The sequence below is a fragment of the Actinoplanes sp. NPDC026619 genome (assembly GCF_040638295.1).
In the GTDB taxonomy this organism is placed as follows: domain Bacteria; phylum Actinomycetota; class Actinomycetes; order Mycobacteriales; family Micromonosporaceae; genus Actinoplanes.
The window spans coordinates 1-22,154 of the sequence record NZ_JBEZYA010000057.1 but is presented as its reverse complement, the minus strand read 5'-3'; the positions used below and the strand labels follow the sequence as shown (position 1 = coordinate 22,154).

The 22,154-nt window shown below is 70.2% G+C and carries 19 protein-coding genes; 7 read left to right on the top strand and 12 right to left on the bottom strand.

The window, feature by feature from the left end; all coding sequences use genetic code 11:
• Positions 1-37: 37 nt before the first annotated feature.
• From AB0E90_RS50620 to AB0E90_RS50600, 5 genes are all read left to right on the top strand, one after another.
• Positions 38-874: a rhamnogalacturonan acetylesterase gene (locus AB0E90_RS50620; RefSeq protein ID WP_360420883.1), complete on the top strand. Its 837-nt coding sequence runs from the start codon at positions 38-40 to the stop codon at positions 872-874.
• Positions 875-933: 59 nt separating this feature from the next.
• On the top strand, positions 934-1,893 hold the full coding sequence (locus AB0E90_RS50615; RefSeq protein WP_360420881.1) for a pectinesterase family protein: 960 nt from the start codon (positions 934-936) through the stop codon (positions 1,891-1,893).
• Positions 1,894-1,959: 66 nt separating this feature from the next.
• Positions 1,960-3,336 (top strand): right-handed parallel beta-helix repeat-containing protein, encoded by a 1,377-nt coding sequence (locus AB0E90_RS50610; protein WP_360420879.1) that lies wholly within the window; start codon positions 1,960-1,962, stop codon positions 3,334-3,336.
• Positions 3,337-3,365: 29 nt separating this feature from the next.
• Positions 3,366-5,315, top strand: coding sequence for a pectinesterase family protein (locus AB0E90_RS50605; protein ID WP_360420877.1), 1,950 nt, complete (start codon positions 3,366-3,368; stop codon positions 5,313-5,315).
• Positions 5,316-5,365: 50 nt separating this feature from the next.
• Complete coding sequence (locus AB0E90_RS50600; protein ID WP_360420875.1) at positions 5,366-6,877, top strand: arabinofuranosidase catalytic domain-containing protein; 1,512 nt, start codon at positions 5,366-5,368, stop codon at positions 6,875-6,877.
• A 506-nt stretch (positions 6,878-7,383) separates the two neighbouring features.
• Here the strand turns inward: AB0E90_RS50600 and AB0E90_RS50595 are convergent.
• From AB0E90_RS50595 to AB0E90_RS50545, 11 genes are all read right to left on the bottom strand, one after another.
• The gene (locus AB0E90_RS50595) at positions 7,384-9,738 is read right to left on the bottom strand and encodes an ATP-binding protein (RefSeq protein ID WP_360420873.1); all 2,355 of its coding nucleotides are present in this window, start codon (positions 9,736-9,738) and stop codon (positions 7,384-7,386) included.
• 70 nt (positions 9,739-9,808) lie between these two features.
• Positions 9,809-11,878, bottom strand: coding sequence for an iron ABC transporter permease (locus AB0E90_RS50590; RefSeq protein ID WP_360420871.1), 2,070 nt, complete (start codon positions 11,876-11,878; stop codon positions 9,809-9,811).
• Positions 11,875-12,396 (bottom strand): ABC transporter substrate-binding protein, encoded by a 522-nt coding sequence (locus tag AB0E90_RS50585; protein ID WP_360420869.1) that lies wholly within the window; start codon positions 12,394-12,396, stop codon positions 11,875-11,877. The genes AB0E90_RS50590 and AB0E90_RS50585 overlap by 4 nt, the downstream gene beginning before the upstream one ends.
• Positions 12,393-12,842, bottom strand: coding sequence for a cupin domain-containing protein (locus tag AB0E90_RS50580; RefSeq protein ID WP_360420867.1), 450 nt, complete (start codon positions 12,840-12,842; stop codon positions 12,393-12,395). The genes AB0E90_RS50585 and AB0E90_RS50580 overlap by 4 nt, the downstream gene beginning before the upstream one ends.
• A gap of 109 nt (positions 12,843-12,951) precedes the next feature.
• A complete protein-coding gene (locus tag AB0E90_RS50575) occupies positions 12,952-13,437 on the bottom strand; it encodes a hypothetical protein (RefSeq protein ID WP_360420865.1) in 486 nt (161 codons plus the stop codon).
• A 15-nt stretch (positions 13,438-13,452) separates the two neighbouring features.
• The gene (locus AB0E90_RS50570) at positions 13,453-14,709 is read right to left on the bottom strand and encodes a WXG100 family type VII secretion target (RefSeq protein WP_360420863.1); all 1,257 of its coding nucleotides are present in this window, start codon (positions 14,707-14,709) and stop codon (positions 13,453-13,455) included.
• Entirely contained in the window at positions 14,706-15,005 is a 300-nt protein-coding gene (locus AB0E90_RS50565) for a DUF6317 family protein (protein WP_360420861.1), read from the bottom strand. The genes AB0E90_RS50570 and AB0E90_RS50565 overlap by 4 nt, the downstream gene beginning before the upstream one ends.
• The gene (locus AB0E90_RS50560; protein ID WP_360420859.1) at positions 15,005-15,319 is read right to left on the bottom strand and encodes an SAV_915 family protein; all 315 of its coding nucleotides are present in this window, start codon (positions 15,317-15,319) and stop codon (positions 15,005-15,007) included. Before AB0E90_RS50560 ends, AB0E90_RS50565 begins: the two co-directional genes overlap by 1 nt.
• A gap of 591 nt (positions 15,320-15,910) precedes the next feature.
• Complete coding sequence (locus tag AB0E90_RS50555; RefSeq protein WP_360420858.1) at positions 15,911-16,402, bottom strand: hypothetical protein; 492 nt, start codon at positions 16,400-16,402, stop codon at positions 15,911-15,913.
• Between the two features lie 44 nt (positions 16,403-16,446).
• Positions 16,447-17,592: an FAD-dependent monooxygenase gene (locus AB0E90_RS50550; protein ID WP_360420856.1), complete on the bottom strand. Its 1,146-nt coding sequence runs from the start codon at positions 17,590-17,592 to the stop codon at positions 16,447-16,449.
• A 28-nt stretch (positions 17,593-17,620) separates the two neighbouring features.
• Positions 17,621-19,066 carry an MDR family MFS transporter gene (locus AB0E90_RS50545; RefSeq protein ID WP_360420854.1) on the bottom strand — a complete coding sequence of 482 codons (1,446 nt, stop codon included), beginning with the start codon at positions 19,064-19,066 and terminating at the stop codon, positions 17,621-17,623.
• A gap of 115 nt (positions 19,067-19,181) precedes the next feature.
• Here AB0E90_RS50545 and AB0E90_RS50540 point away from each other — a divergent pair, with 115 nt between their 5' ends.
• Positions 19,182-19,787 (top strand): helix-turn-helix domain-containing protein, encoded by a 606-nt coding sequence (locus tag AB0E90_RS50540; protein ID WP_360420852.1) that lies wholly within the window; start codon positions 19,182-19,184, stop codon positions 19,785-19,787.
• Between the two features lie 9 nt (positions 19,788-19,796).
• Positions 19,797-20,621 (top strand): PIG-L family deacetylase, encoded by an 825-nt coding sequence (locus AB0E90_RS50535; protein WP_360420850.1) that lies wholly within the window; start codon positions 19,797-19,799, stop codon positions 20,619-20,621.
• A 181-nt stretch (positions 20,622-20,802) separates the two neighbouring features.
• Here AB0E90_RS50535 and AB0E90_RS50530 read toward each other — a convergent pair whose 3' ends face one another.
• The gene (locus tag AB0E90_RS50530) at positions 20,803-21,843 is read right to left on the bottom strand and encodes a glycosyl hydrolase 53 family protein (protein ID WP_360420848.1); all 1,041 of its coding nucleotides are present in this window, start codon (positions 21,841-21,843) and stop codon (positions 20,803-20,805) included.
• Between the last annotated feature and the right edge of the window lie 311 nt (positions 21,844-22,154).

Sequence of the window (22,154 nt, the reverse complement as noted above, 5' to 3'; positions counted from 1 at the left end):
GCATCTACCGGGTGAAGCCGACGAGAGGAGCACGATCGTGAGCAGTCGAAGATGGGGTGTGCTGGGCGCCGCCGCGGTGTCCCTGGGCGTCCTGCTGGTCGCCGGGTGGAGCCACTCCGCCACCGAGGCCTATGCCGCCACCCCGGTGCACATCTACGTGGCCGGCGACTCGACCGCGTCGACCTACACCACCAGCCAGTCACCCCGTACCGGCTGGGGTCAGGCTCTTCCGGTCTTTTTCAATTCCAACGCGGTGGTGGTGAACGTTGCCAAGTCCGGCGCCAGTTCCAAGAGCTTCATCGACCTGGGCCGGCTCGACCACATCCTGGGCCTGATCAAGAGCGGCGATTATCTGCTTATCTCGTTCGGGCACAACGACGAGAAGATCGACGACCCCACCCGCTACACGGAACCGTCGACCACCTACAAGTCGTACCTGTCGCAGTACATCGACAAGGCACGGGCCAAGGGCGCGAAGCCGGTCCTGATCACGCCGGTCGAGCGGCGCCACTTCAACAGCGCCGGCGTCATCACGCCCAGCCACGGTCTCTATCCGGCGGCGATGACCGAGCTCGCCGCGGCCAAGAGCGTGCCGCTGATCGACCTGACCGGCTCCAGCACCCGGCTGTGGAACGCCCAGGGCGTCGAGGGCACCAAGAACTACTTCATGGTCCTGCCGGCCGGGAAGTACGCGAACTACCCCGACGGCATCACCGACAACACCCATTTCCAGGCGTACGGCGGAATCCAGGTCGCCCGGTTGATCGCCCGCTCGCTGAACAGCCAGGCGATCGTCCCGGCGGCCGACTTCCAGAAGCTCGACGACTCGATCCCCACCAGCTCGATCGTCTGGCCCGCCACCGCGCCGTACTGATCATCCTGATCCCCCGTTCCCATCTCGACCAGGGAGTCGTTTTGCGTAAGTCGCGAAGAATGACGCTCGGCCTCACCGTCCTCGTGGCCGTCCCGGCAACCTTCCTCGGCATCGCCGCACTGTCCTCCGAAGCGGCCACCACCCTGACGGTCGCCGCCGACGGCACCGCCACGTACAAGACCGTGCAGGCCGCGGTGAACGCCGTCGCCACCAACAGCACGAGCCGCACGACCATCACGATCAAGGCCGGCACGTACCGGGAGAGCGTGGTCATCCCGTCGAACAAGCCGTACATCACGTTCCAGGGCCTCGGCGCCGACGCGTCGAAGACGGTGATCGTCAACAACAAGCCCGCGTCGACGGCCGGCACCACCGGTTCGGCCACGGTCTACGTGCAGGCCAAGGAGTTCCAGGCCACCAACCTGACGTTCACCAACGACTACGACGAGGCCGCGAACGGCTCGTCGCAGGCGCTCGCGCTGGCCCTCTACGGCGACAAGGCGGTCATCAAGAACGCCTACATGCGCGCTGACCAGGACACGTTGCTGATCTACAACAGCGCCCGGGCGTACATCAAGGCCTCCTACATCGAGGGCACCGTCGACTTCATCTACGGCAACGGCCAGGCGGTCTTCGACAGCTGCAAGATCTATGAGAAGCGGACGACCGGGGGCCCGATCACCGCGGCGAACACCCCGGCGACCCAGACGTACGGCTTCCTGATCTACCAGTCGACCATCACCGGCGCCACGAACAACACCACTCAGCTCGGCCGGCCGTGGGGTCAGGGCGCGCAGGTCGTCTATCGCGAGTCGTCGCTGAGCGCGACCATCGCCACCGCCCAGCCGTGGATCAACATGTCCACCAACACCTGGCAGAACGCCCGGTTCTACGAATACAAGAACACCGGTTCGGGCGCCACCGTCAACAGCAACCGCAAGCAGCTGACCGACGCGCAGGCCGCGAATTACACCCCGCAGAAGTACCTCGCCGGCACGGACGGCTGGAACCCGCTCTGACCTTTCCACCACCGGGGGCGCCGATCCGGCGCCCCCGGCCGCCACTCGTACCGAGGAGGACGGACCATGGCGCGGAGGACAGGTCTCCGGCGGCGCATCCTGTCGCTGTCGCTCACCCTGGTCGCGACCGCGGCAGCCGGGCTGACCGCACACGGATTCGCGGCGGCCGCCACCACCGGGGTGACCTACTACCTGGACGCCACCGGCGGCAGCGACGCCAACGCCGGCACCAGCTCGGCGGCGCCCTGGAAGTCGCTGGGCAAGCTCACCGTGACGACGTTCAAGGCGGGCGACCAGATCCTGCTGAAGGCGGGACAGGTGTGGTCCGGCACCGCCGACAATCAGCCGGGCGTCACCTTCAAGACCGGCTGGGACGGCTCGAAGAAGACCGGCGGCATCGTCTTCGACACCACCGTCACCTCGATCACCGCCCCGGGCAGCACGCCGACCATCCTCAACGATCTTTCGGTGCAGAACTCCACGATCTCCGACACGTCGTTCGCCGGAATCGTCGTCAAGCAGTACACCGGCGACGCCACCGGCGCGACCGCGACCGGCTGGGGCAGCCGGACGTCGGCGACCGACACGAAGTTCAGCCCGCACACCAACGTGGTGCTCAAGAACAACTACATCTCGCAGGCCGGCACCGCGTACGGCTGCAACGGCATCTACCTCACCGACGTGCGCGGTGCGCAGATCACCGGAAACACCGTGTACAAGGCCGGCACCTCGGGCATCGAGGCGTACTTCGCCGACAACGTCACGATCGCCAAGAACGAGGTGTACGGCACGACGCAGAAGGCGGGTGGCGCCGACTACAACGGCATCGACCCGGACAAGGGCACCACCAACATCGTCGTGCAGTACAACTTCGTGCACGACAACGGCGACGGCATCCTGCTCTGCCAGTTCGTCTTCGGCAGCGTGACCGTGCGGTACAACGTGCTCAAGAGCAACACCCGCTATCCGATCTACCTGCATTCGGACAAGGCCGCCACCGCCGACATCTACCACAACACGGTCTACAACAACGTCAGCGGCTATCTCACGTACGGCTATGGCTCCTCGCTGGCCGCGAAGTACACGATCCGCAACAACGTCTACGCGTCCACCAAGGCGAACGCCGTCCTGACGACCAGCAGCACGATCACCTATCAGAACAACCTCTACGCGGGCACGCTGACGGTCCCGGCGACCGACACCGGCGCGAAGACGGGCGATCCGAAGTTCGTCAACCCGGGAGTGACCGGCCCGTACGGCACCGCGACGAGCGGACCGCAGCTCAAGACCGCGCTGGCCTTCGCGCTGACCGCCGGCTCGCCGGCCATCGACACCGGCCTGGCCATCAGCGGCAACGGCGGCGTCGACTTCGCCGGCGCGACCCTCTACCACGGCGCCCCCGACATCGGCGCACTCGAATACGGCGCCTCGGTGCCGTCGTGAAACGTCCGTCCAGCCGGAGAGGGAATGTGATGTTCCAGGCACGCCTGCTCGTGGTCGCGGTCGCCGCTGCCACCACTGTCCTGCCCGCCACGCCGGCCACCGCCGGTGACACCGCCCATCGGCTCGCCGCACCCGTCGACGGGTTCGCGGCGGTCGCCGGCGACGGACTCGCCACCACCACCGGCGGTGAGGGCGGCCGGGTGGTGGTGGCGACCGGCCTGGACGACCTGAAGGCGTACGCCGCCGCGACCGAGCCGCTGGTCATCCGGCTGCGCGGGTCGATCGTCGTGGCCCCGTTCGGCGACATGATCAAGGTCGGCTCGGACAAGACCATCATCGGCGCCGGGCCGGGCGCGGAGCTCGTCGGCGGCGGTCTCTACATCAACCAGCAGCACAACGTGATCGTGCGCAACCTGACCATCCGCGACTCCTACGTGCCGGGGGACTGGGACGGCAAGGAGTCGACCAACGACAACGACGGCATCCGGATCGACACGTCGCACCACATCTGGATCGATCACAACCGGATCGAGCGGGTCGGTGACGGCGCGATCGACACCCGCAAGGACAGCGACTTCGTGACCATGTCCTGGAACGTCATCGCCGACACCAACAAGGCGCTCGGCCTGGGCTGGACCACGAACGTGATCACCCACATCACGGCGCACCACAACTGGATCCGCAACACGTTCCAGCGCAACTGGAGCATCGACAACGCGGCCGCCGCGCACCTCTACAACAACTACCTTCAGGACATCGGCCAGTACGGCACGATGAGTCGCAACGCGGCCAAGGTGGTCGTCCAGAACAGCTGGTTCGACCACGTGAACGATCCGCTGGTGGCCAAGGACGCCACCTCGGAACTGGTGCAGACCGGCAACGTGTTCAATGGCTCGAGCGGCCGGCGGGACACGGCCGGCGCCGCCTTCGACCCGGCCGCTTTCTACCCGTACACCATGGATCCGGCCGACCAGGTGCCGGCGATCGTCCGTGCCGGAGCCGGGCCCCAGCCTGTTCGGCAGCGGCCGCAGGCCGGTGTGGTCACGGTGGCGCTGGACGGCAGCGGCGACTACGGCAGTCTGATGGGCGCGCTGGGCGCGCATCCCCGCATCATCCTGGTCAAGCCGGGCGTCTACCGCGAGGTCGTCCGGGTCTGGGAGGACATGGCCGGGGTGGCCGTCGTCGGCGCCGGCCGCAGCCCGGCAGACGTGGTGATCACCTACGACCTCCCGGCCGGCGGCACGAAGTTCTACGGCGGCACGTACGGCTCGGCCGGCAGCCCGACGTTCACCACCCTCGGCAACGACGTGACGGTACGCAATCTGACGCTGGCCAACTCCTACGACGAGACGGTGGCGCCGAGTCAGGCCCTCGCCGTCCGCACGGTGGGCGACCGGGCGATCTTCGACCACACCCGCTTCGTCGCCGATCAGGACACCTACAAGGCGGACAGCCCCAACCGCGACCAGGTGAGCCGCGCCTACCTGCACGACTGCTACATCGAGGGTGACGTCGACTTCATCTACGGCCGGGGGACCGCGGTCTTCGACGGCTGCGAGATCTTCTCCAGCGACCGGGGCGCGCCGGCCAACAACGGCTGGACCACCGCCGCCAGCACCAGCGACGACAACCCGTACGGCTTCCTGTTCACGCACAGCCGGTTCACCAGCGACGCCGCCGACGGCAGTGTCCACCTGGGCCGGCCGTGGCACCCGGGCGGCGACGTGCGCGCCCTCGCCCAGGTGGTCATCCGCGACTCCTACCTCGGCCCGCAGATCGCCGCCGTGCCGTGGACCGAGATGAGCGGTTTCCCCTGGCAGGAGGCGCGGTTCTTCGAGTACCGCAACACCGGGCCGGGCGCAGCGATCAACGAGAACCGTCCGCAGCTCGACCCGGCCGACGCCCCGGGCTTCACCAGGGAGTCCTACCTGGCGGGCGCGGATAACTGGCAGCCCTGGCGGTTCGCCGGCCACCGCTAGGCAAACGATCCCGTCAGCGTACGAAGAAAGGCGCGCTCGTGTCCTGGCTTATGAGAAGCAGAAAACTGACGCCGGTGGTCGCCGGCGTGCTGGTAGCTCTGACGATGACTCCGGCCGAGGCGGCCACCACCCCCGTCGCGACCGGCGTCTATCAGCTGGCGTCCGGCGCCAGTGGCAAGTGTGTCGACGTCACCGGCGCGTCCACCGCCAACAGTGCCCTGCTGATCCAGGTCGCGTGCGCCGCCGTCACCGATCAGCAGTGGAAGGTGTCCGGCGCCGGCCCGTTCAACCTGGCCAACGGCAAGAGCACCCGCTGCATCGACGTGCCCACCGGCTCGGTGTCCGGTTCGCAGTTGCAGCAGTACGGCTGCGGCGACGGCACCAAGAGCAACCAGCTGTGGACGTTCACCGCGTCCGCCGCAGCTGCCGGGAAGTACCTGGTGAAGAGCGTTTCCAGCGGCCTGTGCATCAGCGACAAGGACGGCTCGACCGCGGGCAACAACCCGATCGTGGAGGAGACCTGCGCCGACGTCGCCCGGATGCAGTGGTCGTTCAACTACGTCAGCGGTCCTACTTCCGGCCCGCCCCGTCTGCCGTGTGACGCCTACGCCGCCGGGGGCACGCCGTGCGTGGCCGCGCACAGCACCACCCGGGCCATGTACGCCGCCTACAACGGCAACCTCTACCAGGTGAAACGGGCGTCGGACAGCACCACCAAGAACATCACGCCGCTGTCCGCGGGCGGGGTGGCCAACGCGGCCCTGCAGGACTCGTTCTGCGCCGGCACGACCTGCCTGATCAGCATCATCTACGACCAGTCCGGCAAAGGTAACCACCTCTACCAGGCGCCGCCCGGGCACTTCTCCGGACCGGCCGCGGGCGGCTACGACAACCTGGCCGACGCGACCGCCGCGCCGACCACGGTGGGCGGGCACCAGGCGTACGGCGTCTATGTCGTTCCCGGGGTGGGTTATCGCAACAACGCCACCAACGGCATCGCGACCGGCGACAACCCGGAGGGCATGTACGACGTCATCGACGGCACCCACTACAACGGCGGCTGCTGCTTCGACTACGGCAACGCCGAGACCAACGGCGAGGACAACGGCAACGGCACGATGGAGGCCATCTACTTCGGCAACACCACCAAGTGGGGCTCCGGCGCCGGCGACGGCCCATGGGTGCTGGTGGACATGGAGAACGGCGTTTACGGCGGGTCGAAGGCGCAGGACAACACGAACGACCCCACGCTCACCCACCGCTATCTGACCGCCGTCGTCAAGGGCAAGCCGCACAACTTCGCAATCCGCGCCGGCAACGCCCAGACCGGTTCGATCACCACCTATTACAACGGGGTCCGCCCTGCCGAGTCGGTGCTCGACCCGGCGGTCAGCGGCTACGACCCGATGAAGAAGGAGGGCGCGATCATCCTCGGCACCGGCGGCGACAACAGCATCAAGGGCGCCGGCACGTTCTACGAGGGCGCGATGACCAGCGGCTATCCCACTGATACCGCCGAGAACGAGGTCCAGGCCAACATCGTCGCGGCCGGCTACCGCTGATTCGCCATTCGCACTTGCTGTGAATACCTTATCGGGAGCCTATGAATAACCTGGGAAAAGGACAGCGCACCTGAAAAGAGGAAGCAATAGCGCGAATTCCGTCTCGGCCGGCCGCCTTTTCGTGGTCACCTGATGAGGTCAGGGTATCCGCACGAAAGGGACGAGAAATGAATCGCAAGGTACGAGCATTTGTGCTGATCGGCGCGGGTCTGATGGCCGGCGCAACGGTAGTGGCGGGCTCGGCTCAGGCCGCGTCCGCCCAGGTTTCGCAGCCATCGCGTGGCGAGGAGACCGTGGGTTATTTCCGTTCGCAGTCCGACTGTGACTGGGTCGCCCGGGTGAGCCGGTCACAGAATCGATGGAACGATGCCGACTGCGACCGGGTCGGCGACGGGCCTTATCGCGGCATGTGGGCGCTTCGCATCGACCGTGACAACAACGACGGCCCCGGACGGCCCGGAGCCCCTGGCCGTCCGGGTGGCCCGGGCCACTGATCCCGCATTCGGTCACGCGGTGCTGGTGGTCAGCTCCGCCGAGACCGCGGTGACCGCCTCCTGTGCCGTTCCCGCGAGGTCGCGCAGGACCCGCAGCGCCGCCTGGAGTGCGGCGGCGTCGCCCGCGCGGGCCTGTTCCTCGATGTCCGCGCACGCCGCCGCCAGCCGGTGGGCGCCGAGAGTGGCGGCCGAGCCCTTGAGACCGTGGGCGACCCGCTCCACCGTGCGGTGGTCGGCGCCGGCGACCGCGCCGTCGAGGTCGGCGAGGACGGTCGGCAGCCGCGCGGCGAACGCGATCAGGATGTCGGCGAGGCGTGCGTGATCGGCGAAACTGGCGCCGGCGATGACCGACACGGCGGCCCGGATGTCGTCCTGATCCGAGGACGGGCCTGAGGACGGGCCTGAGGACGGGCCTGAGGACGGGCCTGAGGACGGGCCTGAGGACGGGCCTGAGGACGGGGCTGAGGACGGGGCCGAAATCAGGTGGCGGGCGGTGTCGGCGTGCCCGGCGACCGCGGCGAGCACGACGTCGAGGTCGGCTTCCCGGATCGGCTTGGCGAGGAAGTCGTCCATGCCGGCCTGGCGGCCCGCCGCGCGATCGTCGACGGTGGCGTTCGCGGTGAGAGCCACGATCATCGGCCGGCCGCCCGGTGGCGGATCGGCCCGGATCAGCCGGGTGGCCTGCAGCCCGTCCACGTCGGGCATGCGGACGTCCATCAGCACCAGGTCGTAGGGGACGTCGTGCACCGCCCGGACCGCGTCGGCCCCGTTGTCCACCATGTCGACGCGGTGGCCGCGCCGGGTGAGCAGGAGCTCGGCGACCCGCTGGTTGGTCGGGTTGTCCTCGGCGACCAGGATGTGCAGCGCGGTCTGCCCGCCGGCCGGCGTCTCGGCGACCGGCCGGCGCGGCGCGGGCTTCTCGTCGCTGAGGCCGGCTCGCACGTCGACGTCGAAGGTCGAGCCCTCGCCGGGCGTGCTGTGCACCGTGATCGTGCCGCCCATGGCCTGCGCGAGCCGCAGGCTGATCGCCAGGCCCAGCCCGGTGCCCGCCCGCCGGCGCGTGGACGACGCGTCGACCTGGGTGAACGCCACGAACATCCGCTCGATCTGGTCGTCGTCGATGCCGATCCCGGTGTCCCGGACGGCGATCCGCAGGCGAGTGTGCGCGCCGCCGGGTTCGGGCCGGGCGGACACGCTCACCGAGACGCCGCCCCGATCGGTGAACTTCACCGCGTTGCCGAGCAGGTTGACCAGGATCTGCCGGAGCCGGCTCTCGTCCGTGACCACGGTGGCCGGGCAGTCGGCCGCGATCTCCGAGGTCAGCCGCAGCCCCTTGGCGTCGGCGGTCAACGCGACCATGCGGACCGCGTCCTCGACCAGCCCGCGCAGCTCGACCGGCTGCTCGTCGAAGTGCAGTTCGCCCGCCTCGATCTTGGAGAAGTCGAGGATGTCGTTGATGATCCCGAGCAGGTTGTCGGCGCTGCCCCGGACGATGTGGACCAGCTCGCGCTGCGGGCCGGTCAGGGTGCCGTCGTCCAGCATGCCGATGCCACCGAGCACGGCGTTCATCGGCGTGCGGATCTCGTGGCTGGTCGCGGCGAGGAACGCCGACTTGGCCGCGGTCGCGGCGAGCGCCTCGTCGCGGGCCCGGGCCATCGCGGTCATCGACGAGTTGACGGCGTGGGCCATCTGGGCGAGCTCGACCGGGGCGGTCACCGTGGCCGGCCGGGTCAGGTCGCCCTCGATGACCCGCGCGGCCGCCCCGGTGACCTCGGTCGCCGCCGTGGTGATCCGGCGGGTGATCCACCGCCCGGCCCCGACGACGAACAGAGCGGTGATCACCGAGACCACCACGATCAGGCGGCGGGTGTCGCGGGCGCTGTCGTCGATCGCCCGCTGGCGCTGTTCGAGCAGGCGGTTCTCGTGGTTGCGCATGGCGTTGACCAGGTCGATGATCTCGTCGTGCCGGTCGGCGCGACCGCGATCGGGCACCGGGGTGGCCGGCGTCGACTGCGCGATCAGCGGCTCCAGCCGGTCCAGCAGCCGTTGCTGTGCCGCATCGCTCGCGGTGCCCTGCCGGACCTGGTCGAGGGTGTGCGCGAGAGCGGCCACCGACTGCTGGTAGCGCTGCAGGGACGCGGGCGTGCGGTCGGTCAGGTAGCCGCGGCCGCCGCGATCCACCAGATCCAGCTGATCGTCGAGCCGGAGAACCGCGCCGAATGCCAGCTGCGATTTGCTCAGCGGCTGACGGGCGTGGATGAGCTCGCCGATCCGGGTGTAGGCGCTGGCGCCGACGACGAGCAACGCCACGAGCGCGACGGCGAAGCCCGCGCTGAGCATCCGGGCTACGGTCCAGCGCACCTGCACATTCCGGAGAATAAACGTCTTTAGTGATCAATTACGGCATTGGGGCCATCGCCGGGGGAGTGTCACCCGGTCAGCTACCGGAGCGGCGCAGCAGCCAGACGAAGTACGGGGCGCCGACCAGGGCCATCATGAGTCCGGCGGGGATCTGCGAGGGCGCGATGAGCGTACGGCCGAGGGTGTCGGCGAGGCAGACGAGCAGTCCGCCGAGCAGCATCGCGACCGGGATGATCCGCCCGTGCCGGACCCCGACGAGGCCGCGGGCGACGTGCGGGGCGACGAGACCCACGAAGCCGACCACGCCGACCGCGATCACGCTCACCGCCGCCGCGACCGCCGCGATCGTCAGCAGCAACAACCGCGCGCCCTCCTTGCGGACGCCGAGGATGCGCGGGGTGTCCTCGTCGATGGCCAGCAGGTCGAGCTCGCGGCGCAGGCCCAGCACGATGGGGGTGGCGAGCAGCAGAACAAGGGCAACGGGCCAGACATCGGCGAAGGTACGGCCGTACGTCGTGCCGGAGAGCCAGGTCAGGATGCGCGGCGTGTCCCACGGGTCGGCGCGCAGCAGCAGGAAGGTGCTGATGTCGCTGAGCGCGTAGCCGCACCCGATGCCGATGAGCAGGAAGCGGTCGGGGAGCAGCCCGCCCCGCCAGGCCAGCACGGCGATCAGGGCGAAGGTGCCGAGCCCGAGCGCGACGGCGGTGACGATGAGCGCGGGCCGCCCGGCGGAGGCGGCCGAGGTCACGACGATCACCGCGCCGAGGCCGGCCCCGGCGGTGATGCCGAGAATCCCCGGCTCGGCCAGCGGGTTGCGCACGGTGCCCTGCACGACCGTTCCGGCGAGGGCGAGCGCCGCACCGGCGACGATCGCCGCCGCGACCCGCGGGGCCCGGTCGTCGAGGGCCCGGGCGATCAGCTCCGGCGCGGTGCCCTGCAGCCAGAGCGCCAGGTCGCCGGTGCGCAGCCACAGGCTGCCGGCCAGCAGGCCGACCAGCGCCGCCGCGGCGAGCAGCACGGCCGCGACGGCGACGACGGTCAGGAAGCGGCGGTGTGAGCGGACCGCGACGTGCGCGCGGGGCGCGTCCCGGGCCGCTCCGGCGTCGCGCAGCCGGAGCGCGAGGACCACGATGACGACGGCGCCGAGCAGCGAGGTCGGGATGCCGGTGGGGATGGAGGCGGCCGCCTGGGCGCCCATGATCGCCCGGAGCACGGCGTCGGCGAGGAGCACGAAGAGCGCCCCGACGAGCCCGCAGGCCGGGATCAGGAAGCCGTGCCGGCCGAGCACCCCGATGCGGTTCGCGGCGAGGCGCACGGCCACCGGGGCGGCGAGGCCGACGAAGGCCAGCGGGCCGGCCAGCGTCACCGAGATGCTGGTCAACAGGACGGCGCAGAGGATCGCGACGATCCGGGTCGAGCGGATCGGCACGCCCAGCGAGGCGGCCGCGTCGTCGCCGAGGCCGAGCACGTCGAGCCGCCGGGCCAGCAGCAGGGCGACGACCAGGACGACGGCGATGACCGGGGCGGCCCGCTCGGCGGCGTCGAGGTTGAGCTGGGCCAGCGAGCCGCTGCCCCAGGCGTACAACCCGGTGGTGCTTTCCTTGAAGAGAATGAGCAGCATCGCGGTGGCGGCGTCCAATGCCATCGCGATCGCCGAGCCGGCCAGGATCAGGCGGGTCGAGGCGAGGCCGGCGGCGTTGCCGGCGAGGCCGAGCACGAGGGCCGCGGCGAGCAGGCCGCCGCCGAAGGCCACCGCGCCGGAGGCCCAGAGCGGCACCGCCAGGCCGAACGCGGCGACCGCACACAGCGCGAAATAGGACCCGGCGGTGACGGCGAGGGTGTCCGGGGCGGCCAGCGCGTTGCGGGTGACCGACTGCAGGAGCGCCCCGGCCGCGCCGAGCGCCACGCCGACCGCGATGCCGGCGAGCATGCGCGGCAGGCGGGAGCCGGTCACCACGTCCGCGACCGGCACGCCGCCGACGCTTTCGTGCGCCCCGAGCAGGTAGCGCAGCAGGTCCCAGAACCCGATTCCGGAGGTGCCCTGGGTGACGTGCCACAGCCCGGCGATGACGACGAGGACGAGCAGGGCGGCCAGCACGGCCACCCCGCTCGCCCGGCGGCCGAGCCGGAGGGAGGTGCTGCTCACGCCTTGGTCAGGATCTTCACGTACGCGTCGATCGCCTGCTCGTTCGACAGCGGGCCACCGGCGCCCCAGACGCCGGCCGGGAACGCGTACGCCCGGCCTTCCTTGACGGCCGGCAGCGCCGTCCAGATCGGGCTCTTGGTCAACTCTTTGACGTAGCTGTCCGCGGTGTCGTCGTCGGAGTAGAACAGGGTGGCGCTGCCGACGGCGGTGAGCCCTTCGATGTCGGTCTGCGCGAGACCGTAGGCGGGGTCGACACCGCCACTGCCGTACGCCGAATTAATCTTGTCGGTCCAGGCCGGGGTCATCCCGAGCTGCTCGCCGAGCTCGGTGAACAGCGCGCCCTTGCCGTACGGGCGGATGACCACGTTGCCGCCCTCGATCCAACCGTCGAAGAACAGGAAGTCCTTCGCCGTCACGTTCGCGGCCGTGACCTTCTGCTTCGCCTCGGCGAGATGCTGGTCGAACTGCTTGAGCACCACGTCGGCGCGTTCGGTGCGGCCGGTGGCCGTACCGATCATCGTGCTCTCGCCCCGGCGTCGAGATCCGGCCGCGCCAGGCGCACCAGCAGCGACTCCAGCAGGGAGGTCATCTCGATCGGCGTCGGACCGGCGAACTCGACCGGCGTGCGGTCGGGGGCGAAGAAGGCATCGTGGAACTGGGCGGCCGCCGTCAGCCGGCCGCCGTGGACCACCCCGGCGGGCAGCCACAGGCCGAACCCGGGCGGCACCGTGAAGATCCGGTTCCCGACCCGGGAGGTCAGCGTGCCGCTGCGGACCCAGACCAGCTCGTGCATCGGATGCGAGTGCGGCGACCACTCGGTCGGGACCCGGGTCACCTCCGACTCGGCGATGATCGCCTGCGGCGCGCGGCCGCCGGCCGGCACCGACACGGCCTGGCGCAGCACCGTGCCCTGATCGCGTCGCCAGGTGCCCAGATTGAGGTCGTCGTGGGTCGGCGCAGCCATGGCGGCGAGATTACGCGTCTGCCTCCTGGCCGCGGGCTGTCCACCCCCGCCCGCCGGCGCCGGTCCCGTACGCGTCCTTGACCGCGTCGGGCAGAGCGAAGAACGTGCGTCAGGCAATGGTTCCGCTGAACTCGCGGGCGGAGTTTTCGCCGATGAAATCGCGGCGGAACGTGGCCAGCAGCATGGTGAGCACCAGCCCGGTGCCGTACGGGGCGAGCACCAGCGCCAGCAGCCCGTTCGGCACGGCGGAGCCGACGATCCGGCCGCGGTCGTCCAGCGGCGCCGCCGCCAGCGTGCGCAGGCCGGAGCGGATGCCGGCGATCGCGGTCAGGTCGTAGAGGACGGCGAGGACGACCCGGATCACATCGCGGCCATTGCCGGCGATGCCGATGGTGAAGCCGGTGGCCATCCCGCCGACCAGGGCCAGGGCCAGCAGGAACACGACGGTGGCGCCGGCCCGGCGACGCCAGTAGGCGCCGCCCCGGGTCTGCCAGGTCAGGCCGAGGAACGGGACCGGCACCGCGCCGCCGTTCTGCCGGGCGATCGTGCGGAGCCGGGCACGGCGTACGTCATCGGGGATGGGGGCTTTGCTCATCTGCGTCGGCTTTCGTCAGAACAGGTTCTTCACGCCGTGCCAGAGGCTCTTCGCGGCTTCCTGCGGGTGCTCGATGTCGTGGCCGACCTTGTGGTACATGCCGACGACATCCTCGTCCCAGGTGGTCTTGCCGGTGTCGACCAGGCCCTCGCCGATGCCCTTGAGCACGCCGTCCTCGCTGATGTGCTCGGTCCAGTGCCCCTCGTGGCCGGCTTCATAACCAAAGGCGCCGACGCCGTACGACGTGAACGGCGCGAGCACCGGCCCGACGTACGGGATGAAGTCGGTCGCCACGCCGGCGCCGATCGCGGCCGCGTTGGAACCGCCGTCGACCAGGATGGCGTGCGTCCACCCCCAGCCCTTCTCGTGGTCCTCCTTGGCCTGCGCCCAGGTGGCGAACGCGCCCAGCACGACATCGACGGCCGGCACCCCGTCGAGCAGGCGGGACAACTTCCCGCCGTCCTGCAGCACGCCCATCCCGTCGGCCAGGTCGCCGAGCGAGCTGCCGAGGAACCGGCCGCCCTTGAAATGCCCGGCCACCTTCTCGGCGGCCGACAAATCGGTGACCAATCCCTTGCGTACGGCCCGCATCTCGGCCAATTCACCGGTGAGCGCCGCCTTGGCGTTGGAGCCGGCCGGGCTGTGCTTGCGGGCGTACCGGGTGTCCTTGTACTGGCGGTTGAAGTCATCCAGCTTGGTCTTCGCGTCCGCGGCGTACTCGTTCGGCAGGGCGTAATAGCCCTTCAGCGACGCGGCCAGGATCGCCACGTCCGCCGACTTCAGGAACGAGGTCGGCTCGCCGGCGATCGCGGCGGTGATCTCGTGCAGCATCTCGGTGGCCGTGTCCCGCGCGTCCTGGGCGGCGTCCTCCGCGGCCTTGGCCGCGGCCGAATACTGCCGCATCGCGGCGAGCACCGGTTCGGTGTAGACACCGGGCGGCACCGAGCCGTCCGCGCCGACCGGCACGCCCGCGTCGAGAGCGTCGGACACCGCCAGATCAAGCTGCCGCTGCGCCTGCTCGAGATCGGCCGACAGCGTCGCGAGGGTGCGGCCGGCGAGCTGCACACACGAGCTGAGCTCGACCACCGCGGTCGCGTCCTGCTCCCAGGCGCCCTTGAACTCCTCGGCCGCCGCCCCCGACCACCCGGCGTCACCGATCAGCTGGTCGACCCGCTTGCTGAGGGCCTCGGCGCTGCCGCGCATCTCCTCGGTGACGCCGGACAGCAGACCGGACGCCTTCTGCAGGCCGCCGATGTCGCCACCGATCCTCATGCCTCGCCCATCACCTTGTTGTAGAGCGCGACCACATCGGAGTCGTTCTCCTTGTAGTCGTCGTGGCACTCGCGCAGCTTCACCCCGTGCTCGTCCATCGCCGCGCTGATGCCCGCGTTCAGCGACGCGAACAGCGACAGCACCGCGGCGATCCCCGCGTTCAGCGTGGCGTCGCCACCGTCGACCGGCGCCGGGGCCATCCGCGGCCGCAGCCCCGCGAACTCCTCCGACTCCGCGGTGAACGCCCCCGCCAGATCACCGAGGTCGCCGTAGACGACCTGATAGCCCGCGCCCATCAGCCCTCCTCCGACGCGGCGACGACGGTCGCCGCGTCCCATCCGTGCACGTCGGCGGCGTAGACCGGGTCGACCTGGACGCGGTCCACGCCCTGGGTGCGCAGCCACGCCACATACGCATACATCGGCATGCCCAGCCACGGCTGGAACGGCCCGAGGGTGCGCACCAGCGCCCCGGCCGACGTGAACGCCAGCCCCACCGGCTCCCCGCTGCCCGCCAGCCGCCGGATCTCCACCGCCGGGTCCCGCTCACTGCCCACCCGCACCGGGCGCGCCGGCACGAACACCGTGTCGCCGTCCGCCGGAAGCTCCATATCGACCACCACCCACGCTCTCGCCTGGACAGTAACAACGCCCCGGAATTCGCACCGCCCCGGCGCTACGAGGCGCGGCTCAGCGGTCACGCCACGAGAGCGGCGAAAGTGCCACCAGCCGGAGCGCCGCACGCGTTTCAGCAGCCCCAGCTCGTATCCGAACCCGGCAATCCCTTCCGCGTCAGCCGGTCCATGAAGGGGTGTCGGCCTCCCCGGACTGGGGCTGAAGGCCTGCCGCGGCGTCGCGCGTTTCCCTCACGCTCTCTTTTCGCGTACGCGGTGCCCCACTCCCGTAGCAGTCGGTCCCGGCAGGTGCAGCTCACCCTCCGCGCGCCCGCTGCGGGCGGGCCCGGCCCCGACGCCTTCCCGGCCGCCGACAGGCCTCGCGATCAACCGCCCTGACCTGGGCGAGCAGCAGTGTGTTCGGCGGTTTGCTCTGCACACGTATACGCGCGGATCCGCGCGCATCGGTAAGCAGAGCAAACCGGGCACGTGGGTGTAGGCGTGCGGCTGCGCGAAAGTCGCGGTGCGTGCTCGTGTCGGACGCCGGTCGCGTGGTGCGGGCGCGCCCGTGGCGTGCGGTGTGGCGGGTCAGAGCAGGCGGTCCTGGAGGCGGTGGATGGCGCGCAGCAGGTCGGGGCGGTGCTTGGCTGCCTTCATCCAGGCCGGTAGCTGTTCGATCATGGTCATCGAGCAGCAGGACACGGCCGGGCCGCGCTCGCGGAGCTCGGCGGTCACGTACTGCTCGAGCAGCGTCAGATGCCGGGCGTTGTAGGCCCACAGCACGTGCCGGCGGACGTCGGTGCGCAGCCATAGCGGTAACCCGAAGTAGGGATCGTCCGGTCCGGTCAGGTGTGGCAGGAGACGACCGGCGCCGTGCCTCGGCGCGTCCCATTCGGCCGTGTGCCCGCAGCCTGCGCAGATGAGCCGCCGGCGCAGCCAGGTCGCGTCCGGGCGGTCGGCGTCGGGGTCGGCGCGGACCGATGCGGGGCCGGCGCAGGCCGGGCAGCCGACGAGGATGTCGTCGGCGAAGCGTGCCAGCCCGGCCGACGGGTCGCGGAAACGCAGGCCGCTTGTCCTCATGAGCGCCAAAGGTACGGACGCCAGGAATGCTGAGGTAGCGATTTTCAGGGCAAACTGACGAACTCACCTTCGCGGGCTTCCTCGGCCTCCGGCGGGCCGTCGCCGGAGAGGAGTCCCTCGGCGACGCCGTCGGCAGCGAGGGCCCACTCCTCGGATCGGGGAAACATGGTCTTCTCGTAGGCCTGGACCGCCTCGCCGGTGGTGGCCGCGGCGGCCAGCGCGAGGGCGAGGTCGCAGGCGTCGAGCATGGCCAGGTTGACGCCGACGCCGACCGGGGGCATCAGGTGGGCGGCGTCGCCGAGCAGGGTCACGGTCGGCACGTGCGCCCAGGCGTGCGGGACCGGCAGGGCGAAGATCGGGCGATCGACGTAGCCGCCGTCGTTGTCGGTGATCATCGCGAGCAGTTGCGGCGCCCAGCCGGCGAAGGCGTCGAGCAGGTGGGCGCGCAGCCCCGCGGTGTCGTCGAGGGTCAGTCCGTTCGCGGTGATCCAGTCGACCGGCACGCGCTGCATGAGGTAGACGCGGATGTGGTCGCCGCTGTTGCGCTGGGCGAAGACGCCGCGGTCGCCGTCGGCTGCGGCCGCGCTGCCCGGGCCGACGAGCTCGGCCAGCGCCGCGTGCCGGTTGTCGACGTCGTCGAACCGGGCTTCCAGGAAGCTCACCCCGGTGTGGTGCGGCGTCGCCGGTGACACCGCCGGGCGGACCCGGGAGAAGGCGCCGTCGGCGCCGATGACCAGGTCGGTCTCGACGGTCGTGCCGTCGGCGAAGTGCAGTTGCCGGGGGCCGTCGGCCGGGCCGCTGATCGACGCCAGCTCGGCGCCCCACCACACGGTTCCCGGCCGCAGCGAGTGGAGCAGCAGGTCACGCAGCTGGCCCCGGTCGATCTCCGGCTTGAACCGATCGTCGGAGTCCGGGACGTGATGGAACTTCATGGTCCCGGCCGGGTCCAGCTGACGCATCTCCTGGCCTTCCGGGCGGGCCAGCTTCCAGAACTCGTCGATCAGGCCGGCCTCGCGCAGGGCGAGCTGGCCGTCGTCGGTGCGCAGATCGAGTGTGCCGCCCTGGTTGCGGGCGTCCGGGCCGGTGTCGCGGTCGAAGACGGTGACCTCGATGCCGCGCTGCTGAAGGATGCGGGCGCAGGTCAGGCCGCCGGGGCCGCCGCCGATGATGCTGATTCTCGAGCCGGTCATGGTGTTTCCTCTCGATGGTGGGATGGGGTTACTTCGCCAGGGCGGTCTGCGGCTCCGGCGTGGGGGCCTTGGCCGCGGGGCCGCCGCGCAGCGGGACTTCCTCGAGGAAGACCGCGGCGAGCAGGGCGACGGCGCAGACGACCGCCGTGACCAGGAAGATGTGCCGCACCCCGGCGGCCGCGCCGGCGAGCTGGGCGGCGGCGACGCGGCCGGTCACGGCGTTGGTGAACAGGGTGCCGAAGACGGCCACCCCGACCGAGCCGCCGAGCGTGCGGAACAGGTTCGTCGCCGCGGAGGCGGTGCCCATGTCACGCATCTCGACGCTGTTCTGGGCGATGGTCGTCGCCATCTGCATGGTGAAGCCGAGCCCGACGCCGATCAGCGCCATGTAGCAACTGGTCGTCGTGCGGGAGGTGTGCACGGTCATGGTGGCCAGCAGGCCGGTGCCGGCGATCAGGAAGCCGGCGCCGAGCACCGGGAAGATCTTGTAGCGGCCGGTGGCGGTCATCCGGCGGCCGGCGATCTGCGACATCACCACGACCGGGATCATCAGCGGCAGCAGGAGCAGGCCGGAGTTGGCGGCGGAGGCGTGCTGCACGGTCTGCTGGAACAGCGGCAGGTAGAGCGAGCAGCCGAACATCACCACCCCGGCCGCGGTGATGACGGCCAGCGCGAGCGGGAAGTTGCGGTGCCCGGTGAAGATCCGCAGCGGCAGGACCGGCTCGACCGCCCGCCGTTGCGACGCCACGAAGGCGATCGCGAAGACCGCGGCGCCGGCCAGCAGCGACACGACCGGCCAGGAGCCCCAGGGGTACGTGCTGCCGCCCCAGGTCGCGCCGAGCGTGAGGGCGCCGATCGCCGCGGTGAGCAGGCCGATCCCGGCCCAGTCGATGCGGGCCTGGACGCGGGTCACCGGCAGCTTGAGCATCAGCGCGCACCACACCAGGGCGAGCGCGCCCAGCGGCAGGTTGAGGTAGAACGCCCAGCGCCAGCCCAGATGCTCGGTGACCACGCCGCCGAGCAGCGGCCCGCCGATCGTGCCCAGCGCCATCACCGAGGCGGTCATGCCCTGGTAACGGCCGCGTTCCCGGGGCGGGACGAGCGTCGCGATCAGGGCGAACGCGCCGGCGCCGAGCCCGCCGGCGCCGATGCCCTGCAGGGCGCGGAAGCCGATCAGCTCGGTCATCGTGTGCGCCGCGCCGGCCAGGCCTGATCCCGCGAGGAACACGACGATCGCGGCGAGGAAGACGTGCTTACGACCGTACAGATCACCGAATTTGCCCCAGATCGGGGTGGAGATGGCGGTGGTCAGTGTGTAGGCGGTGACGACCCAGGCGATGTGCTCGAGGCCGCCGAGGTCGCCGACGATCGTCGGCATCGCGGTGCCGACGACCATGTTGTCGAGCATGGCGAGCAGCATCGCCAGCATCACGCCCAGCAGCGTCCATCGCACCTGGGGCTGGTTGTCGGTCATGGCGCACCGTCCTGGTCGTCTCGGGGATCACCTGCTCCCCAAGAAAAGCAGACACAGTTCAAAAGTGCAACGAGTCAACTTAGTCTGTGATTTCACTATCGGATATGCTCAACTGATGACCGAGCTCCCGGTCGGGCGCCGCGAACGCAAGAAAGCGGCCACCCGTCAGTCGATCGCCGACGCCGCGCTGCGGCTCTTCCTCGCCCAGGGCTACGACCGGGTGAGCATCCGGGACATCGCGGACGCGGCCGACGTGTCGACCACCACGCTGTTCAAGCACTTCCCGGGCAAGGAAGCGCTGGTGTTCGACCAGGACGAGGACAAGGAGGCGGAGCTGACCGCGGCGGTCCGGCAGCGGCCGGCCGGCCGGAGCGTCGTCGACGCCCTGCGCGATCACATCCTCACGGTATGGCTTCCGCACGCCACCCACCCGCAGATGGCCGAGTTCACCGGCCTGGTGAGCTCCACCCCGGCACTGCGTGCCTACGGCGAGCAGATGTGGACCCGGCACACCACCGCGCTCGGCGCCGCCATCGCCGCCGAGTGCGGCGCGGCCCCCGACGATCTCGCCTGCCTGGCGCTGGCCCGGTTCGCGCTCGACGTGCCGGCCCTCGTGCGCGGCCGGGCGGACCCGGAGCGGGCCGTCGAGGAGGTCTTCGCCATCCTCGCCCACGGCTGGCTCGCGGCCGATCGGGAACCGCCGCGTCGCGGCGCAATCTAGGGTGGCCAGGTGAACAACGGTGGCTTGACCCTGATGGCCGTGCACGCCCACCCGGACGACGAGGCCACCAGCACCGGCGGCGTGCTCGCCCGCTATGCCGCCGAGGGCGTCACCACCGTCGTCGTGACCTGCACCGATGGCCGCTGCGGCGACGGTCCGGCCGGCGTCAAACCGGGGGAGGCGGGCCACGACCCCGAGGCGGTCGTGGCGACGCGCCGGCAGGAGCTGGCGGCCAGCTGCGCCGTCCTGAAGGTCACCCACCTCGAGACGCTGGGATACCACGACTCCGGGATGATGGGCTGGCCCACCAACACGGCGCCGGGAGCGTTCTGGACCACCCCGGTGGCCGACGCCGCGCAGCGGCTGGCCGACCTGATCCGCCGGTACCGCCCGGACGTGATCGTCACCTACGACGAGAACGGCGGCTACGGCCACCCGGACCACATCCAGACCCATCGGGTGACGATGGCCGCGGTCGAGCTGGCCGGCCGACCGGCCAAGGTGTACTGGAGCACCGTCCCCGAGTCGTGGACGCGCGACGTCGTCGCGCTGATGCGGGAGGCGGGGCTGGGCTGGGACGAGACCGAGGTTTCCGAGCTCCCGCCGATCGGGCTGCCGGACGACCAGATCACCACCTGGATCGACACCACCGGGGTGAGCGACCAGAAGTACGACGCGCTCGCGGCGCACCCCAGCCAGGGCGACGGCGCTCTCTTCCTGAGCCTGGGCAAGGAACGCTTCGCCCAGCTGATGGGAAAAGAGGCCTTCCTGCGGGTGTACGACACGACCGCCGCGCCGCTTCCCGAGAACGACCTGTTCGCCGGCCTCCGATGACGCGACCTCACCGCCCGCATTCTGTTCGCCAGGATCGGAGCCCGCCCCCGTGGAGCGGGCTCCGGAATCACTGGGCCGGCGACGTGGCCTCCCACTCGGGCCCGAAGGCGTGTCCCGCGCTGTAGTCGCCGTGGCAGGTCGGTGGGGATTACTTGCTCTCGCGACCCATGAGGACTCCGGATCAGAGGAAGCCGTCGAGGGCGGCGGTCGGGCGGCGGGTGGCTTCGTCCCACGCGGAGCTGTTGTATGCGGTGAGCGACGGGTAGCCCTCGGGCTCCCAGAAGAAGGTGCCCAGGCCGCCGAAGGCCGTGATCCCGGTGACGAACGCCTTCAACGAGTCACGCACCTGGGTCGGCTTGCCCACCGGGCCGCCGTACTCCACCTGCATGACCGGCTTGCCGTACGTGGTCTGGATCGTCTTCATGTTCGCCAGGATGCCGGGCACGTTGCCGCCCTGACCATACGAGGACAGGCCGGTGATGTCCCACTTGCCGCCGTTGGACCTGTAGGCGTCGAGGAAGTTCGTGACACCGGTCAGGTTCTGCGGCTGCGCCAGGTGTACCAGCACCGGCGTGCTCGGGAAGACCGTCTTGGACATGTTGTACGCGGCGTTGAGCAGGCCGGTCATCTGGGCCGGCTTGCTGAGGCTGCCGGTCGGCTTGCAGATCCCCGAGTTCTGCTCGTTGCCGATCTTCACCCAGCCCGGCGTCACCCCGTAGTACTTGATCACGTTCAGCGAGTGGTAGACGTAGTCGTTCATCGCCTGCACCATCTGGGCGTACGTCATGCTCGCCCACGCCGCCGGCGGGTTCTGCACGCCGGCCGAGTTCCAGGTGTCGCCGAAGTGAAAGCCGACCAGCACCTGCAAACCCGCGGCCTTGGCCCGCTTGGCCAACTGCGCGGTCTCCTCGATGCTGCAGTGCCCGTTCGTCGGGTCGCTGGACGGGTTGACCCAGGTCCGCAGGCTGACCGCGGTGATGCCGTAGTCCTTCAGGATCGATAGCAGGTCACGCTGGACACCGTTCTTGTCCTTCCAGATGTAGCCCTTGGCCTCCAACTGCGGCAGCCAGCTGACGTCGGCGCCCTTGACGAAGGTGGTGGCCGCGTCGGCCTGGCCGCGCAGCACGGTGGTACCCAGCGCGAGCGCTCCGGCGCCGGCGGCAGCACCCGCCAGCACGGAGCGGCGCCGCAGGCCGCTGCTCTTCTGGTTGTTCTCCGGCATTTCACACCTCACGGGGAAGGGGGATGCACAGCTTCGTGGAAGCGCTTTCCGGGGCGACATTGTCGCCCAACACTGTGAAGCCTATCAATGTCTGATGGGATGAAAGGCCAGTTCAAAGCTGTTTTTCAGGAAAATGTCCCCGAAGGTGCGGGCGTTGAGAACACCACGCGATGTAACCGGTTTCAGGCACGCGATACCAGGACAGCGACCTGCCCATCCCTAGAGCGCATCTGACGGATCATGGTCGGCTCCGGTCGGGTTTCGCGCGTAGCCAGATCATGATTGAGGCGATGGTTACCGTTGCTTCGTAA